The sequence below is a fragment of the Streptomyces sp. NPDC088923 genome, assembly GCF_044749745.1.
GTDB lineage: Bacteria > Actinomycetota > Actinomycetes > Streptomycetales > Streptomycetaceae > Streptomyces.
Map to the genome: position 1 here is coordinate 70,163 of NZ_JBIVIO010000001.1, position 14,807 is coordinate 84,969.

Here is a 14,807-nt window from a genome sequence, read left to right on the forward strand (position 1 = left end):
CATGAGCGACTACCGCGACATACAGAGCGCCGTACGCACCGAGAAAGCCCGCATCTGGGCCGCATGGGTCTGCGGCGGCATCATCTGGCTGATCATCACCAACGCCACCCGCAACGTGCCCGTGGTCTCCGTGATCACGCAGGTGCTCCTCGTCGTCCTCGGCATCCTCTCCACCATCACCGCCGTGCGCATGACCAACGCGCTCAACCGCAAGGCGGACGCGGCCCGCCGCGAGGTCCTCGGCGACCTGTAGACGAGGGAGGCGCCCGTGGCAGGCAACCCCCGCAACGGGCGCCCCTACCGGCGCCTCGTCGCCGCGACCCGCCGCCTCGGCCATCCCTGCTGGCTCTGCGGCCATGACATCCCGCCCGACCTCGACGTCCGGCACGCGCTCAGCTTCACTCTCGACCACCTGATCCCGCTCTCACGCGGCGGCGACCTCCTCGACCCCGCCAACGCCCGCAGCGCGCACCGCCGATGCAACTCGGCGCGCGGCAACCGCACCTCAATCAAGCAGGCCCGCGCGTCCCGAAGGTGGTGACCATGCCTCACCCGTCCACGTTCCTGGTCATGGGCGCAGGCGGCGCCCTCGTCTTCCTCGTCACGCTGTGGCTACAGGCCCTCGGCTGGTACGGCTGAGCAGGGCGACCGCATGTTGTTCGTCATCACCGGGCCTCCGGCCGCAGGCAAGTCCTCGTGGATCAAGGCGCACGCCAAGCCGGAAGACGTCGTGATCGACCTCGACCTCATGGCCCTCGCGATGGCCGGCCCCGGCGCCGACCACCACACCCACAGCGATGTCCTGCTGCGCGTCGTCCACCGCGCGCGGCAAGCGGCCATCTTCGAGGCCGAGCGACACCTGGCCACCACCGACGTGTACCTCATCCACACCATGCCGAGCCCGAAGGCGCGAGCCAAGTACAAGCGGCTCGGCGCCCGCATCGTCACCGTCGACCCGGGCGAGCACATCGTCCGGCAGCGCGTACGGGCCATGCGTCACCCCGGCATGGACGCGGTAGTGACCCGCTGGTACCAGTCGTACCGGCGTGGTGGATCACGGGCCATCACAGGCCAGGCGTCGCGGGCCTGGTGACCGGCGCGCGCCGAGCCGAACGGCGCGACGAGCTGCACTGCGCCGAGCCGAACCGCCCGATGATCAACGCCCTGACCTGCCCCTACGGGGGGAGGTGGGTTCAATCTTCAAGCCCGGAGCGGGCGACCCAAACGCCCTTGTCGCTCAGTTTTTTGCGCGGCCAAGATCGAATCGCTATCCCGCGTCTGCCGACAGAGACGGATTAGCGGGGGGTCGCCCCGGCGGCCTGTTCCGCGTCTGCTGACAGAGACGGATTAGCGGGGGTGGTCATGGGCGACGTTGCCGACGCCACGCAGCGTGAGCTTGACCAGCTTGCCGCCTACGACACCGCGCCCGGACAGGCCGCGCTCGCCCTCGCCCTCGCGCAGAGCGTCGACCTGACGCCCGCGCCGACCGCGCGCGCCAACGCCGCGCGCGAGCTGCGCACCGTCCTGGCCGAGCTGCGCAAGCTCGCCCCCGCCGGGGAGGAGGGGGACGCGCTCGATGACCTCGCCCAGCGTCGCGAAGCCCGCCGCGCCCGTGGAGCCTGAGCCACTGCGCGGCGTGCAGACGCCCCGGCTGACGACCGCACCCGCTACGTTCCTCTCCTCGTCCGGGCAGGAGGCTGTCGAGCTGGCGGCGCTCGCCGGGCTCCACCTTGACCCTTGGCAGCAGCACGTCCTCGACATCGGTCTGCGCGAGCGGGCAGACGGCAACTGGGCCGCGTTCGAGGTCGCCGTCAACGTCCCGCGCCAGAACGGCAAGGGCGGCATCATCGAGGCGCGCGAGCTGGCCGGCCTGTTCCTCCTCGGCGAGCGGCTCATCCTCCACTCGGCCCACGAGTTCAAGACGAGCATCGTGGCGTTCCGCCGTATCGAACAGCTCATCATGGGCACGCCTGACCTGCGCAAACGCGTACTCCGTGTGCGCCGGACGACGGGCGAGGAGGCAATCGAGCTGGTCACCGGGCAGATCCTTCGGTTCCTGGCCCGCTCGGGCGGCTCGGGCCGTGGCTTCACCGGGGACTGCAACGTCCTGGACGAGAGCATGATCCTCGGCGACGACGCGATGGGCGCGCTGCTGCCGACCATGTCCGCCGTCGCCAACCCCCAGATCTGGTACCTCGGTTCGGCCGGGATCGGCTCGCCGTCCGTGCAACTCGCCCGTCTCCGGCGGCGCGCGGAGGCGGCCGTCGAGACGGGCGTGCCGGACGCGTCGCTCGCCTACTTCGAGTGGTCGGTCGACGCGCACCGGGACGAGTGCGGGCTCGGCTGCACGCAGCACGACGACCCGGATGACCCGGCCGCGTGGGCGAAGGCGAACCCGGCGTTGGGCATCCGCATCTCCGAGGGGCACGTGCGCAACGAGCGCGCGAGCCTCGGCGCCGGGGGGATCTTCGAGCGGGAGCGGCTCGGCGTCGGCGACTACCCGTCCGACGCTGAGGACGCGTGGCGGGTCATCGGCGAGGACGCATGGCGCGCCCTGGGCGACGGTACGTCGCGCATCACGGACCCGGTCGCGTTCGCCGTCGATGTGACGCCGGAGCGCTCGCATGGCGCGATCTGCGCCGCCGGGTGGGTGGAGGGCCAAGAGGCACGCCTCGACGGCGACACGGTGGTGCCGCGCCCGCGGCACGTGGAGGTCATCGACCACCGGCCGCAGACCGGATGGATTCCCGAGCGCGTCGCCGAGCTGGCGGAGAAGTGGGGGCCGTGCGCGGTCGCCGTCGATGCGGGCTCGCCCGCCGGGGCGCTCATCCCCGCGATCCGTAAGGCGTTGCGCGAGCGCGGCCTGGATGACGAGCAGCTCGTCATCGAGCCGACGGTGCGGCAGATCGCCGCAGGGTGCGGCCAACTTTTCGACGCGGTCGCCGAGCAGCACCTCGTCCACCTCGACCAGGCGCCGCTCGCTACCGCGCTCGCGGGCGCAGACCGGCGCCCGGTAGGCGACGGCTGGGCGTGGGCGCGGCGCGGCGTCGGCGTTGATATCAGCCCGCTCATGGCCGCGACGCTCGCGGCGTGGGCGCACGCGGAGCGCGCGGACGTGGAGCCGGAAGGAGCACCGAACCTGTGGTGAAGCTGAAGCGGACCCTGTGGGCCGTGGCCGAGGTGCTGTGCCTCCTCCTCGCCCTGTACGGGGTGGCCGCCGTGTACGTCCCGGCCGCGCTGATCCTTGCCGGGGTGCTCGGCGTCGTCGCGATCGAGCAGTACACCGCCGAGCCGAAGCGGCCTGCGCGCCGTGAGGGAGGCTGACGTGGGCTTGTTCGGCTGGTTCGAGAAGCGCAGCAGCAGCCTGGAGAGTCCGGCGGTCCCGCTGACGGACTCCTCGCTCATGGAGTGGATGGGCGGCGCGCAGTCCACGGCCGGGGTGCCCGTGTCCGAGACGACGTCCCTGGGGATGCCCGCAGTGTGGCGGGCGGTCGCCCTGATCGCCGGGGTGTCCGCCGCGCTGCCCCTGCACACGTACAAGGACGGGACGCGGGACCGCGCGGTCTCGCCGCTGCTCCGGGACCCGCACCCGGAGCTGACCCCGCTGGAGCTGTGGCGGCTGGCCTACGTGCACCGGGTGCTCTGGGGCAACGCGTACGTCCAGAAGCTGCGTGCCCCGTCCGGGCAGGTGAAGGAGCTGTGGCCCATCTCCCCGGAGCGCGTCCAGGTGGAGCGGGTTCGGCCCACGCCGGAGAACCCGACCGCGAAGTTGTTCTACGTCACGGACGACTGGGGCACCGGGCACGTGCTCACCTCCCGCGACGTCATGCACGTGCCCGGCCTGGGGTACGACGGGCTGACCGGCTGCTCGCCGGTACGGGCCGCGTCGCAGGGCATCGGGCTCGCGCAGGCCGCCGAGCAGGGCGCCGCGAGGCTCTTCGGCCGCGGCAACCTCGTCTCCGGTGTTCTCCAGACCGAGCAGCGGCTGACGGCCGAGCAGGCGTCCGCGCTCAAGAGCCGGTGGCAGGCGAAGACGGCCGGGATCGCGAACGCCCACGAGGTCGCGGTGCTGGACTCCGGTGCCTCGTTCCAGCCCGTGACAATGCCGTTGAAGGACAGCCAGTTTCTGGAGTCCAGAGAGTTTCAGGTCGTAGAGATCGCCCGCCTCTTCGGCGTACCGCCCTTCCTGCTCATGAGCACGGAGAAGAGCACGTCGTGGGGGACGGGCCTGGAGCAGCAGGCGCAAGGCTGGATCACCTTCGACCTGCACCCGACGTGGCTCGCGCCGACTGAGCAACGGGTCACGAAAGAGCTGCTGGGCAGTACGGAGTACGCGCACTACGCGCTGGCCGGGCTGCTGCGCGGCGACAGCGCGGCGCGCGCCACCTACTACCGGGCGATGCGCGACGTCGGGGCTCTTACCTCGAACGACATCAGGGGGCTGGAGGAGATGCCGCCGGTCGGGCCCGAGGGCGACATCCTCTTGCAGCCGACGTACATGGCGCCGCTCGGCTCCAACCCGCTCGCCGACAACGGTGGCGGGGACCTGGCGGCGCGGGCCGCCGCTCACATGGCCGAGGCGCAGCGCCTCCTGGCCCTTCGCGCCGAGGGAGGCGACCATGCCGACGACGATGAGCAGCACTGAGGAGCGCCGGGGGCTGACCCTGGCCGAGGCCGGGCTTCAGGTCCGTGCCGAGGGCGACGACGGCGGCGAGCGCTTCGCCGGGTACGCCGCCGTCTTCAACTCCCGTACCGCGATCGGGAACCCGCTGCGCTGGGGGTTCTACGAGGAGATCGCTCCCGGCGCCTTCGGCAAGACGATCGGCGAGGGCGACGCCCGGATGCTGATCGACCACGACTCGTACTACGTCGTGTCCCGTTCGACGGCCGGCACTCTCGCCCTGAGCGAGGACGCGCGCGGCCTGGCCGTCGACTCCGCCCTCGACGAGGGCCTGTCCTACGTACGGGACCTCAAGGCGAACTTGCGGAACAAGAACGTCACCGGCATGTCCTTCGGGTTCTACGTCGTCAAGGACGACTGGACCAGCGAGGAGATCGAGGTGGAGGGCGCCGACCCGGTTGAGGTCGACGTCCGCACGATCCGCGAGGTACGCCTCATCGAGGTGTCCGCCGTCACCTTCCCCGCCTACACCGACACTGAGGCCGAGCTGAAAGCGGTCGCCCGCGCGCTCGACCGGCGCGGGGACGCTGCCGCCCTCGCGGCGCGCGCGGCGTACCGGCCCGAACTCCTCGACCTCACCCACCTTGACGCCGAGCCCGCACGGGCTCGCGCGCAGGCCACCGCTGAGCCGGGCGTGTCCACTCAGCACCTGGACCTGCGCATGCGCGCGCTCGCCGCCCGCTACGGGCTGCCGCGCTGACCCACCCCCTTCCCTGTAGCCCTGCCGCTGGTGGGGCTGCCTGGCGTGCCGTGAAAGGACACACCGCCATGACGACTCTTCTGGAGCGCGCGCTCGACAAGCGGGCCCGCACCTGGAACCAGATGACCGAGATCCGCGAGCGCGCGGAGAAGGACGGCCGCGAGCTGACCGCCGAGGAGCGGCAGACGTGGGACGCGGCCGAGGCCGACCTGACCGCCGCGTCGCAGGACATCGAGCGGTTCGAGCGGCAGGCCCGCCTCGACACCGTGCAGCGTGACGCCGCGGTCATCGCCACCGGCAGCAACGCCGAGGACGAGCAGCGCGGCGAGCAGGACCAGGAGGCCGCCTACCGTGAGGCGTTCGCCGCGTTCACCCGGCGTGGGATGTCCGGGCTGAGCGGTGAACAGCGGCAGCTCCTCATGGAGCGGCACAGCGAGGTGCGCGCGGGCGCGACGTCGCCGGGCACGGCGGGCGGCTACCTCATCCCGACCGAGACGCTCAACAAGATCACCGAGACGATGAAGGCGTACGGTGGTCTCCTCGGCGCCGCCAACGTCATCACGACCGGGAGCGGTAACCCGCTGAACTGGCCGACCGCGAACGACACCGGCAACGTCGGTGCGATCCTCGCCGAGAACACGCAGGTCGGCGAGCAGGGCGTGGAGTTCGGGCAGAAGACCCTCGGCGCCTACACCTACACCTCGAAGCTGGTCCGCGTCTCTCTCCAGCTCCTCCAGGACAACGTGTTCAACCTGGAGGGCTGGCTCGCCACCCGGCTCGGCGAGCGCATCGGCCGCGCCGTCGCCGCGCACCTGGCGACCGGTACGGGCAGCGGGCAGCCGGAGGGCCTGTTCACCAACGCGGCTGCGGGCGTGACCGGCGCGGACGGGCAGACCACGTCCGTCACCTACGGCGACCTCGTGGACCTCCAGCACTCCATCGACCCCGCCTACCGGGGCAACGCCCAGTGGGCCATGTCCGACAGCGCCCTCAAGATGGCGCGCAAGCTCGTGGACGAGCAGGGGCGTCCGCTGTGGGAGCCGTCCCTCCAGGCCGGAATTCCCTCCACGCTGCTTGGCCGTCCCGTCCTCATCGACAACGGCATCCCGGCGCCGGCTGCCAGCGCGGCGAGCATCGGGTACGGGGACCTGGCCGCCGCCTACGTGGTGCGGCAGGTTGCGGGCGGGCAGCTCATGCGCCTGGAGGAGCGCTACGCCGACTACCTCCAGGTGGGCTTCCTCGCCTTCACCCGCCTCGACGCCAAGCCGGACGACGGTGCGGCCTTCCGCGTGTACAAGCACGCCGCCGAGTAACCCACCCCGGCACGCCGCCCGCCCAGCGCGGGCGGGCGGCGCCCGAAGGAAGGAGGGTGCGCCATGCCGCGCATCCGTATCTTGCAGCCCATCGGCGGCGTGGACTTCTCCTGGCGGCCCGGCCAGATCGTGGACGTGCCCGAGAAGCAGGCCACCACATGGGCGGACGGCGTCCGCGCCGAGCTGGTCGCCGACGAGCCCCCGGCGAAGCCGGAGCGCGCGGCCCGCCGCTCGCGCGGCGGCGGCCGGTCGCCGAAGGCGGAAACGCCCGAGCGGCGGGGCTGACGTGGCGCTGCTGACCCTGGAAGAGGCGTGCGCGCAGATCAACCTCGCCGCGCCGAGCGAGGCGCAGCGGGCGGAGCTGACGGCGTACATCGAGTCGGTCACCCCGGTGATCGAAGGGCACGTCGGCGCCGTCGAGCCGCGCGAGGTGACGCAGACGATCGAGGGGCGCGGGCCGACGCTCGCGCTCCTCACGGTGCCCGTCCTGGAGCTGGTGTCCCTGACGCCGCTCGACGGCGGGCCTGGCCTCGACGTGGCCCGGCTCCACGTTGACGGGCCCTCGGGGATCGTGCGGCGCCTCGGCGGTGGCGCGTGGTTCGGGCGCGGGCCGTGGACGGCGACCTACCGCGCGGGCCGCCCCGACATCCCCGCCACGATCAACCTCGCGGCGCGGCTCCTCGTGCAGCACCTGTGGCGCACCCAACTGCGCAGCAGCCCCGGGCTGGCCGGGGGCGGCGATGACTACTCCGTCACCGAGCCCGTGCCCGGCATGGGCTACGCCGTACCGAACCGCGTGCTCCAGCTCCTGGAGCCCTTCAAAGTCGGGCCGGGGGTGGCGTAGTGCCGTCACGTGTTCCCGAAGTCCTCGACGCGCTTACCGCCCAGCTCGCCGCGCTGCCCGCGCTCGCGGGCGTGCGGGTTGTCGACGGGCCCGAACTCGGCGGCGGCGACGATCTGGAGTGGGTCCTCGTCGGGTTCGACGGCGACCCAGCGGGGGCCTTCCAGGCCGCGCAGGCGGCCGGCGGCTGGGCATCCCCGGTGAACACCTCCCGCGAGGAAACGTGGCAGGTGGTATGCGCCGTCGTCGTCGGCCGCGGGGACACCGCGGTCCGGCCCGCCCGGGTGCGCGCCTACGAGATCGCCGCCTCCGTCGAGGAGCTGCTCGCCCTCGACCCGTCCCTCGGCCTGCCCTCCCTGGAGGCCGCCGTCGACACCTCCGAGCTGGCGCAGGTGCAGACCGGGGATGGCATCCAGGTGCGGCTCCTGCTCACCATCGGCGGCCGCGCCTTCACCTGAGGAGAACCCCCGTGCTGTTGCAACACCCGACGCTGCCGCCCGAGCAGACCATCGACGTCCCCGAGGCGGCAGTGCCCCTGTACAAGCAGGCCGGATGGCGCGAGATGCCCTCTCCGGTCCCTGACCTCGTCACGCCCCCGGCCGCCCGGCGGCACACCAAGAAGGAGGACAAGTAGATGTCTACTCCCATCCCGGCGTCCGTCCGGTACTACCGGCGCGGCACCACCCGCGTCCTGTGGGTTCCGACCCTCGCCAACAAGGCCGCGCCAACCCGCGCCGAGCTGGACGCGGGGATCGCCCTGGAGGGCGAGACCGGCGCGATGGCCGGGTGGCAGACCACCTCCGAGACCGTGCAGACCCCCGCACTCGGGAGCCGGTTCACCCCGGTCGTCGGCGGGGCCATCACCGCCGCCGACAGCTCCCTGACGTTCTGGGCGTCGAAGACCGGCGAGGACGTGCGCGCGGTCCTCACCCGCGAGGCGACCGGGTTCATCGTCTGGATGGACGAGGGCGACACCGCCGAGGGCACCATGGACGTCTACCCGGTCACCGTCACCTCGCAGGCCAAGGTGCGTGAGCTGGACGCGGCGGCGCAGATCATGTGTCAGTTCGCCATCACCTCCGAGCCCGCCGAGAACGTGGCGATCCCCGCAGCTGCGGGCGGCTGACCCGTGCCGGACTCCGTGCGCATCCTCGGCACCGGGCAGCTCCTCACCCTCGCGGCCCGCCTCCGTGCGGCGGGCGGGCCGCGCCTGCGGCAGAACATCGCCCGCCGTGTGCGGCGCGCGGCCGAGCCGCTCCAACGCGATCTCCAGCAGGCCATCAGCACGCAGCCGATGCGCAGCGAGGGCCGCACGGCGCGCGGCGGCCGGGTGCCGCACGGCGGCCCGTCGCCGACGACGCGGCCCCTGCGGGCGACGCTCGCGAACGGTGTGCGGATCAGCGTGCGCATGGGCGCGCAGCCCGGCGCCCGCGTGTGGATGGACAAGAGCCGTCTGCCGCCCGACCTGCGCAACATGCCGTGGGTCATCAACGAGGGCCGCATCCGGCACCCCGTGTTCGGTAACCGCCGCCGCTGGGCGACTCAATACGCGCGCCCCTTCGGCTGGTGGGACCGCACCGTGCAACGCGGCCTCCCCCGTATGCGGGCCGAGGTCGAACGAATTCGCGACGACGTGCGCCGCGACCTGGAATGAGAGGACACCCCGGGTGATCATCACCTACCGGCAGGACGACGGCACCGAAGAGTCGGTGTCGACTGAGGCCCTGTCCGCGATCGAGTCTGCGGATATCGAGGCCGCCCTGGGCGAGACGCCGTGGCGGGAGGTCGAAGACCGCCTCCGCGGCGGGGACCCGACCGCGATGCGCGCCGTGCTCTGGGTGGTACGCCGCCGCACGGACGCGAAGCTCGCGTTCGACCAGGTCGACGTGCCGGGCTGGCGCCGGCGCCTGACGTGCCGCCTGGAGCGCGCCGAGCTGGACGACGTCCTGGCGAACCTCCTCGCGGAGGCCCTCGGCTCCGGGGAGGACGGTGCGATCGAGGCGATGCTGCCGCACATGCGGAAGCTCGCCGCCGACCCGGGCGACGTCGAACGCGCCCTGGAGGCCGTGGGAAAAGGCCACCTGGGCAAGCCGCAGCCGGACTCCGCGGGCTGATCGCCGAGTACCGGTGGCTCCTGGCCCACTACCTACACATCCGCCCGTGGGAGATCCAGCACCTGAGTGCCGGTGAGCTGGAGTCCGCCGTCGCGTGGATCAACCAGCACCTGGCCGCCGCACACACCAACGGGGGGTAACGCATGGCGCTCGGCGGAAGCACGACCCGGCTCGACTTCGTCCTCTCGGGCCGCGACGCCCTGTCGCGAACCCTGGACCGGGCGGGTGATTCCGCCGAGCGGATGCGCGAGCGCATGAACCGCTCGGCGGCAGATGCCGCCCGCGCGTTCGGCGGCTTCACGCAGACCGCCTCCGGGCGCCTGCGCGATCTTGAGGGCAACCTCATCTCCGCCGATGACGCCACCCGGCGCTTGCGCGACGGGGTCCGCGAGGCAGGGTCCCCGTTCGCCGAGACCGGGGAACGCGCGCGGAAGTTCGGCGAGGAGCTGCGCGGCGGGATTCTCCACCTGGCCCCGGCGGCGATCCCCGCTCTTGGCGGGATGGGCGCGGCGGTCGTGGCGGTGGGCGCGCAGCTCGGCGCCGGAGCTGTCGCGGCCGGCGCTTTCGCGCTCGCGCTCGGTCCGCAGATCGGTGCGCTCGGGAAAGCGGCCGAGGCTCAGCAGAAGTACGAGGACGCGGTCGAGCAGTCCGGGCGCACCTCGCAGGAGGCGCTCAAGGCGCAGGCCGAGTATCAGCGGCTGATGGCGAAGCTGCCGCCGGAGACGCAGCGCGCCGCGGTCGCGGTCGGCCTGCTCAAGGACAACTTTCAGGACTGGTCCGACAGCCTCGCGGGCGACGTGATGGGCCCGGTCAATAAGGGCATCACCATCACCAACAGTTTGCTGCCGAAGACGAGTGGTCTGGTCAAGGGCGCGTCGACACAGTTCGATCGGCTGATAACTCTCGTCGGCGGCGCAGTGAACACCCCGGGCTTCGATCGGCTCATGGCCCGCTTCACGGAGTACAGCGACCGGACCCTGAGCCGCGCGGTCGATGGCACCCTCAAGTTCATCGCGACGGCCGGGGACAGCAAGGTCGGCGGGGGCATCACCTCCTTCTTCGCGTACTGCCGGGACGCCGCCCCTGACGTGCTGCACATCCTGGAGAACCTCGGGACCGTCGTCCTCAACGTCATTCAGGCGGGCAGCGAGACGGGCGTGGGCATGCTCCAGCTCGTCAGCGCGCTGTCCGGCATCGCCGCGGCCGTGCCGCCCGAGGTGCTGTCCACGCTGCTGCAACTCGCCGTCGCCATCAAGGCAGTCAAGCTCGCCGCCGCTGGCGGTGCCGTCATCCAGTCCGCTCTTGCGGGGATCGCCACGCAGGTGACCCGTATGCAGGCCGCGAGCATCGCCGCGCCCGGCGCCCTCCGAGGGATGTCTGCCGCGATCGGAGGACTGTCCAAGAGCGCGAAGCTCGCCGTGGCGGGCACGGGCCTCGGCCTGCTCATCATCGCGCTCGGCAGCATTTCGCAGGCGAGCCGCGACACCCCGCCGGACGTGGACAAGCTGACCACGTCGCTCGGCCGCCTCGGCGACACCGGGAAGCTGTCCGGCGAGGCCGTGCGCGCCTACGGGCGGGACCTGTCCGGGCTCGCGGACTCCCTTCGCACCCTGGCCCGGCCGTCCAACGCCGAGGGCATCCAGCAGTGGGCAACGAAGCTGATCGGGATGGACTCCACCCCCGTCAAGAACGCCAAGGCGGACCTGGACGCGGTCGACAAGTCCCTCTCGAATCTCGTGTCGCAGGGCCACCCGGAACTTGCCTCGGCCGCGTTCGACCGGATCGCTGCCGCCATGGAGAAGCAGGGCCTGTCATCGAAGGACCTGCGCGGCGAGCTGGACGGGTACAAGGGCGCCCTGGAGGCGCAAGCCCTGGAACAGAAGCTCGCCGCCGACAGCATGGGCCTGTTCGGTGAGCAGGCGCAGAAGGTGCAGGCGCAGCTTGACGCGCAGAAGCAGAGCGCGGACGGACTGAGGCAGAGCATCGTCGCCCTGAATGACGCGAACAGGTCGGCGCTGGGCGGGCAGATCGGGTTCGAGGCCGCGCTGGATGCGGCGAGCAAGGCCGCGAAGGAGAACGCGAACACGCTCGACATGCGCGGCGGCAAGCTCGTCCTGGACACCGAGAAGTCGAGGACCGCCGCGCAGGCCCTCAACGACCTCGCGGCCAAGACCGACGAGGCCACGACGAGCGCGCGCGAGTCCGGCGCTTCCTGGTCAGAGGTCGCCGCGACCTACGACCGGGGCCGGCAGGCGTTCATCCGCTCCGCCGAGCAGATGGGCCTGACCCGGGCGGAGGCCAAGAGGCTCGCCGACCAGATCCTTAAAACCCCCGACAAGACCGCGTACCTGCGGGGCAACAAGGAGGACCTGGACGCGAAGGTGAAGGCGGCGCAGGCCAAGGTCGATTCGCTCAAGCAGCGGCGGAAGACGGCTGTGGGCGCCGACAAGGCGGACTTGGACCGGAAGATCGCTGCGGCGCAGGCCAAGGTCAACTCGCTCAAGCAGCGGCGGGCTGTGGCGATCCGCGCGGTCAACCAGGTCAACGGCGCCGTCAACAACGCGGTCGCGTCGCTGATGCGGGTGAAGGACCGCAACGTGCAGATCCGTGCGACGTTCACCATGCCGAATGCTCCGGGCCCCTGGGCGACGGGGCTCGGCGGGCGGCGGGACGGCGGACTCATCCACCGCGCGAACGGCGGCCCGATCCCCGGATTCCCCGGGGGCGGACTGCTGCGCGGGCCCGGCACCTCGACGTCGGACTCGATCCTCATGTGGGGCTCTACCGGCGAGTACATGATCAAGGCTGCGAGCGTCGCGAAGTACGGCGTGGCGTTCATGGACGCGGTCAACTCCGGGCGCCTCCCCACCGGGGGGAAGCAGGCGGCGCCCGGCCGGGCCGCCGCCGCTCCGGTCGCCGCGCCCGCGCGCGCCGAGCAGCCGCACGTCACCTACGCGATCTACCCGCGCGCCTCGGTCATCTCCGCCGAGGACCTGCGGCTGATCCAGCGGCAGGAAGAAGCACGGCAGCGCGTGGGGAGGCCGAGATAGATGCCGCTGATCACGACGGTACTGACGGGTCCCGGTGACCCGTCAGTACCGCCCGTCGAGGTGCCCGACGTCGGGTACGCCTCCATCACCTACATCGACCCCACGGGCACGCGGTGGCCGATGACGGACGTGGCCGCCGACTGGTACGCGCTCGCCGAGGGTGTGAGCGGGCTCGGCGCCGCCCCGTACACGCTCACCACCGACCCTCACCCGCGCGGCGGCGCCCGACTTCGCCACGTCCAGGCGCAGCCCCGCACGATCGTCTGGCCCCTCCTCGTCAAGGGCACGGACCACACCGCGTTCACGGCGAACTGGCGGGCGCTCGCGCGGGCCTTCACGCGGACGCTGCGCGAGGGGCCCGGCGTCCTGGAGGTGGCGCGCCCGGACGGGACACGCCGGGCGACCGAGGTGTACTACCAGGAGGGCTACGACGGGCGTGGGCAGGTTGCCACCGGCATCACCTGGGACTCGGCCGTCCTCACCCTGTGGTGCGAAGACCCGTACTGGCTCGGCAGCGAGCCGCTCACGGAGCGCCGCGAGTCCGGCACGGGCGTCGACTTCCTCGCCCCGTATCCGTCCGTCTCGTCCGGGCAGGTCCTCGGCGCCACCGTCCTCTCCAATCCGGGCGACATCGAGGTGTGGCCGACCTGGACCATCACCGGCCCCGCCACCGGGATCACCTTCACCAACTCGGCGAGCGGCGAGAGCTTCCAGCTCGACCCGAGCCAGACCGCCCACGGTGACCTCCTCGCCGGGGACACGGTGACGGTGAGCACGGACCCGCCCGGCGTGAGCGGGCCCGGCGGCAACGACTGGCCCGGCGCCCTGAACTGGCCCGGCGCGATCCTCTGGGCGTTGCCGCCCGGCGAAACCCCGGTCACATTCCAGCTCGACGGCGCCGGCCCCGGCTCGTCCGTCAGCGTGACTTTCTTCCCGAGGTACGAAACCGCATGAGCCTCCAGTTCCTCGTCACGGACCGGGCGCTACGGGTCCAGGGTGCGCCGCTCGACGGGTGGACCAGCGTGGACGTCACCCGCCGCTTCAACGAGCCGGGCTCGGGCTCGCTCACGCTCCCGGCTCGGCCGGAGACGATGGCGCAGCTCCAGCCCGGCAACCGCATCGTCATGCTTCGCGACGGCGGCATATGGATGGCCGGGCCCATGGAGATCCCCACCGACTACGCGTGGGACCTCTCCGAGAACGCCGGAACCGGCACCGTCACCGTCAACTGGAGCGACGACCTCGCCACCCTGGCCGGGCGCATTACCTGGCCGGCCCCCGGCTCCGGGTGGACCTCCCAGCCAGGCAGTGCGTGGTGGGAGGCGACAGGGAACGCCGAGACCACGATCCGTAACCTGGTCAACCTCAATGCGGGGCCTGGCGCATGGAGCGGCCGTGCCGTTCCCGGCCTCGTCCTCGCGCCAGCCGCCGGGGTCGGCACGTCGACCGCGACGCGCACGCGGTTCGAGCCGCTGCTGGAGGTGTGTCGCCGCGCGGCCCTCGGCGGCGGCGGGCTCGGTTTCCGCATCGACCAGAGCGGCGGCGGGCTCGTCTTCTCCGTGTACGCCCCGCGCGACCTCACCAGGGTCGCGCGCTTCAGCATCGGGCTGGGCAACTTGCGCAGCCTCCAGGCGAAGATCAGCGCGCCGACCGCGACGCACGCGCTCGTCGCCGGAACCGAGAGCGAAGGCGTCACCACCCGCACCTTCGTGCAGCGTGCCGACACGAGCGCCGCTGGCACGTGGTGGCGCGTAGAGCAGTACGTCGACGGCAGCGCCGAGACCGACGCGGACGGCGCCCTCACCGCAGACGGCAACGCGCTCCTCGCCGAGCAGGCCGCGCCCGTCGAGCTGGCCACCGTCACCACCGACACCCCCCAACTCCGCGCGGGCGTCGACTACGACCTCGGCGACCGCGTCACCGTTGTGCTGCCGCACGGCCTGGAGGTCACCGACCTCGTGCGCTCCATCCACCTCCAGGCCACGCCCGCCTCCGGCGAGTACGTCACGGCCGTCGTCGGCAGCCCGGAAGCCTCGACCGACCCGCAGACCGTGCGTCTGCTCCGCTCCCTGACACGGCGCCTCGGGCGCCTGGAAACAAGGAGGTAG

General features: G+C 72.1%; 19 protein-coding genes. All 19 read left to right on the forward strand.

From position 1 onward, the window contains the following. Position 1 precedes the first annotated feature (1 nt). The 19 genes from ACIP4O_RS00360 (at position 2) to ACIP4O_RS00450 (ending at position 14,807) form a co-directional block, all read left to right on the forward strand. The gene (locus tag ACIP4O_RS00360) at positions 2 to 253 is read left to right on the forward strand and encodes a hypothetical protein (RefSeq protein WP_401569683.1); all 252 of its coding nucleotides are present in this window, start codon (positions 2 to 4) and stop codon (positions 251 to 253) included. A 15-nt stretch (positions 254 to 268) separates the two neighbouring features. Beyond that, on the forward strand, positions 269 to 541 hold the full coding sequence (locus ACIP4O_RS00365) for an HNH endonuclease (RefSeq protein ID WP_401569686.1): 273 nt from the start codon (positions 269 to 271) through the stop codon (positions 539 to 541). 111 nt (positions 542 to 652) lie between these two features. After that, positions 653 to 1,093, forward strand: a complete 441-nt coding sequence (locus ACIP4O_RS00370; protein ID WP_401569689.1) for an AAA family ATPase — start codon at positions 653 to 655, stop codon at positions 1,091 to 1,093. 269 nt (positions 1,094 to 1,362) lie between these two features. Then, positions 1,363 to 1,623, forward strand: coding sequence for a hypothetical protein (locus ACIP4O_RS00375; protein ID WP_401569691.1), 261 nt, complete (start codon positions 1,363 to 1,365; stop codon positions 1,621 to 1,623). Then, positions 1,577 to 3,148, forward strand: coding sequence for a terminase (locus tag ACIP4O_RS00380; RefSeq protein ID WP_401569694.1), 1,572 nt, complete (start codon positions 1,577 to 1,579; stop codon positions 3,146 to 3,148). Before ACIP4O_RS00375 ends, ACIP4O_RS00380 begins: the two co-directional genes overlap by 47 nt. Continuing rightward, positions 3,142 to 3,324: a hypothetical protein gene (locus tag ACIP4O_RS00385; RefSeq protein ID WP_401569696.1), complete on the forward strand. Its 183-nt coding sequence runs from the start codon at positions 3,142 to 3,144 to the stop codon at positions 3,322 to 3,324. Before ACIP4O_RS00380 ends, ACIP4O_RS00385 begins: the two co-directional genes overlap by 7 nt. Position 3,325: 1 nt before the next feature. Next, positions 3,326 to 4,645, forward strand: a complete 1,320-nt coding sequence (locus ACIP4O_RS00390) for a phage portal protein (RefSeq protein WP_401569699.1) — start codon at positions 3,326 to 3,328, stop codon at positions 4,643 to 4,645. Next, a complete protein-coding gene (locus tag ACIP4O_RS00395; RefSeq protein WP_401569702.1) occupies positions 4,632 to 5,381 on the forward strand; it encodes an HK97 family phage prohead protease in 750 nt (249 codons plus the stop codon). The genes ACIP4O_RS00390 and ACIP4O_RS00395 overlap by 14 nt, the downstream gene beginning before the upstream one ends. 68 nt (positions 5,382 to 5,449) lie before the next feature. After that, on the forward strand, positions 5,450 to 6,694 hold the full coding sequence (locus tag ACIP4O_RS00400) for a phage major capsid protein (protein WP_401569704.1): 1,245 nt from the start codon (positions 5,450 to 5,452) through the stop codon (positions 6,692 to 6,694). A 63-nt stretch (positions 6,695 to 6,757) separates the two neighbouring features. Further along, entirely contained in the window at positions 6,758 to 6,979 is a 222-nt protein-coding gene (locus ACIP4O_RS00405; RefSeq protein ID WP_401569707.1) for a hypothetical protein, read from the forward strand. A 1-nt stretch (position 6,980) separates the two neighbouring features. After that, positions 6,981 to 7,538, forward strand: coding sequence for a hypothetical protein (locus ACIP4O_RS00410; RefSeq protein ID WP_401569710.1), 558 nt, complete (start codon positions 6,981 to 6,983; stop codon positions 7,536 to 7,538). After that, a complete protein-coding gene (locus tag ACIP4O_RS00415) occupies positions 7,538 to 7,993 on the forward strand; it encodes a hypothetical protein (protein WP_401569713.1) in 456 nt (151 codons plus the stop codon). Before ACIP4O_RS00410 ends, ACIP4O_RS00415 begins: the two co-directional genes overlap by 1 nt. A gap of 11 nt (positions 7,994 to 8,004) precedes the next feature. After that, positions 8,005 to 8,169 carry a hypothetical protein gene (locus tag ACIP4O_RS00420; RefSeq protein ID WP_401569716.1) on the forward strand — a complete coding sequence of 55 codons (165 nt, stop codon included), beginning with the start codon at positions 8,005 to 8,007 and terminating at the stop codon, positions 8,167 to 8,169. Further along, a complete protein-coding gene (locus tag ACIP4O_RS00425) occupies positions 8,170 to 8,661 on the forward strand; it encodes a hypothetical protein (RefSeq protein WP_401569718.1) in 492 nt (163 codons plus the stop codon). It begins immediately after the preceding gene. A 3-nt stretch (positions 8,662 to 8,664) separates the two neighbouring features. Continuing rightward, positions 8,665 to 9,189, forward strand: coding sequence for a hypothetical protein (locus ACIP4O_RS00430; RefSeq protein WP_401569720.1), 525 nt, complete (start codon positions 8,665 to 8,667; stop codon positions 9,187 to 9,189). A gap of 13 nt (positions 9,190 to 9,202) precedes the next feature. Beyond that, positions 9,203 to 9,649, forward strand: coding sequence for a hypothetical protein (locus ACIP4O_RS00435; protein ID WP_401569723.1), 447 nt, complete (start codon positions 9,203 to 9,205; stop codon positions 9,647 to 9,649). Between the two features lie 143 nt (positions 9,650 to 9,792). Then, on the forward strand, positions 9,793 to 12,699 hold the full coding sequence (locus ACIP4O_RS00440; protein ID WP_401569725.1) for a hypothetical protein: 2,907 nt from the start codon (positions 9,793 to 9,795) through the stop codon (positions 12,697 to 12,699). Beyond that, positions 12,700 to 13,653, forward strand: coding sequence for a phage tail protein (locus ACIP4O_RS00445; protein WP_401569728.1), 954 nt, complete (start codon positions 12,700 to 12,702; stop codon positions 13,651 to 13,653). After that, positions 13,650 to 14,807 (forward strand): siphovirus ReqiPepy6 Gp37-like family protein, encoded by a 1,158-nt coding sequence (locus ACIP4O_RS00450; RefSeq protein WP_401569730.1) that lies wholly within the window; start codon positions 13,650 to 13,652, stop codon positions 14,805 to 14,807. The genes ACIP4O_RS00445 and ACIP4O_RS00450 overlap by 4 nt, the downstream gene beginning before the upstream one ends.

Excerpts from the sequence above, each read along its gene's own strand:
- ACIP4O_RS00360 (WP_401569683.1), top strand. The coding sequence starts at position 2 with ATGAGCGACTACCGCGACATACAGAGCGCCGTACGCACCGAGAAAGCC.
- ACIP4O_RS00370 (WP_401569689.1), top strand. The coding sequence starts at position 653 with ATGTTGTTCGTCATCACCGGGCCTCCGGCCGCAGGCAAGTCCTCGTGG.
- ACIP4O_RS00375 (WP_401569691.1), top strand. The coding sequence starts at position 1,363 with ATGGGCGACGTTGCCGACGCCACGCAGCGTGAGCTTGACCAGCTTGCC.
- ACIP4O_RS00380 (WP_401569694.1), top strand. The coding sequence starts at position 1,577 with ATGACCTCGCCCAGCGTCGCGAAGCCCGCCGCGCCCGTGGAGCCTGAG.
- ACIP4O_RS00395 (WP_401569702.1), top strand. The coding sequence starts at position 4,632 with ATGAGCAGCACTGAGGAGCGCCGGGGGCTGACCCTGGCCGAGGCCGGG.
- ACIP4O_RS00400 (WP_401569704.1), top strand. The coding sequence starts at position 5,450 with ATGACGACTCTTCTGGAGCGCGCGCTCGACAAGCGGGCCCGCACCTGG.
- ACIP4O_RS00405 (WP_401569707.1), top strand. The coding sequence starts at position 6,758 with ATGCCGCGCATCCGTATCTTGCAGCCCATCGGCGGCGTGGACTTCTCC.
- ACIP4O_RS00425 (WP_401569718.1), top strand. The coding sequence starts at position 8,170 with ATGTCTACTCCCATCCCGGCGTCCGTCCGGTACTACCGGCGCGGCACC.
- ACIP4O_RS00440 (WP_401569725.1), top strand. The coding sequence starts at position 9,793 with ATGGCGCTCGGCGGAAGCACGACCCGGCTCGACTTCGTCCTCTCGGGC.
- ACIP4O_RS00445 (WP_401569728.1), top strand. The coding sequence starts at position 12,700 with ATGCCGCTGATCACGACGGTACTGACGGGTCCCGGTGACCCGTCAGTA.
- ACIP4O_RS00450 (WP_401569730.1), top strand. The coding sequence starts at position 13,650 with ATGAGCCTCCAGTTCCTCGTCACGGACCGGGCGCTACGGGTCCAGGGT.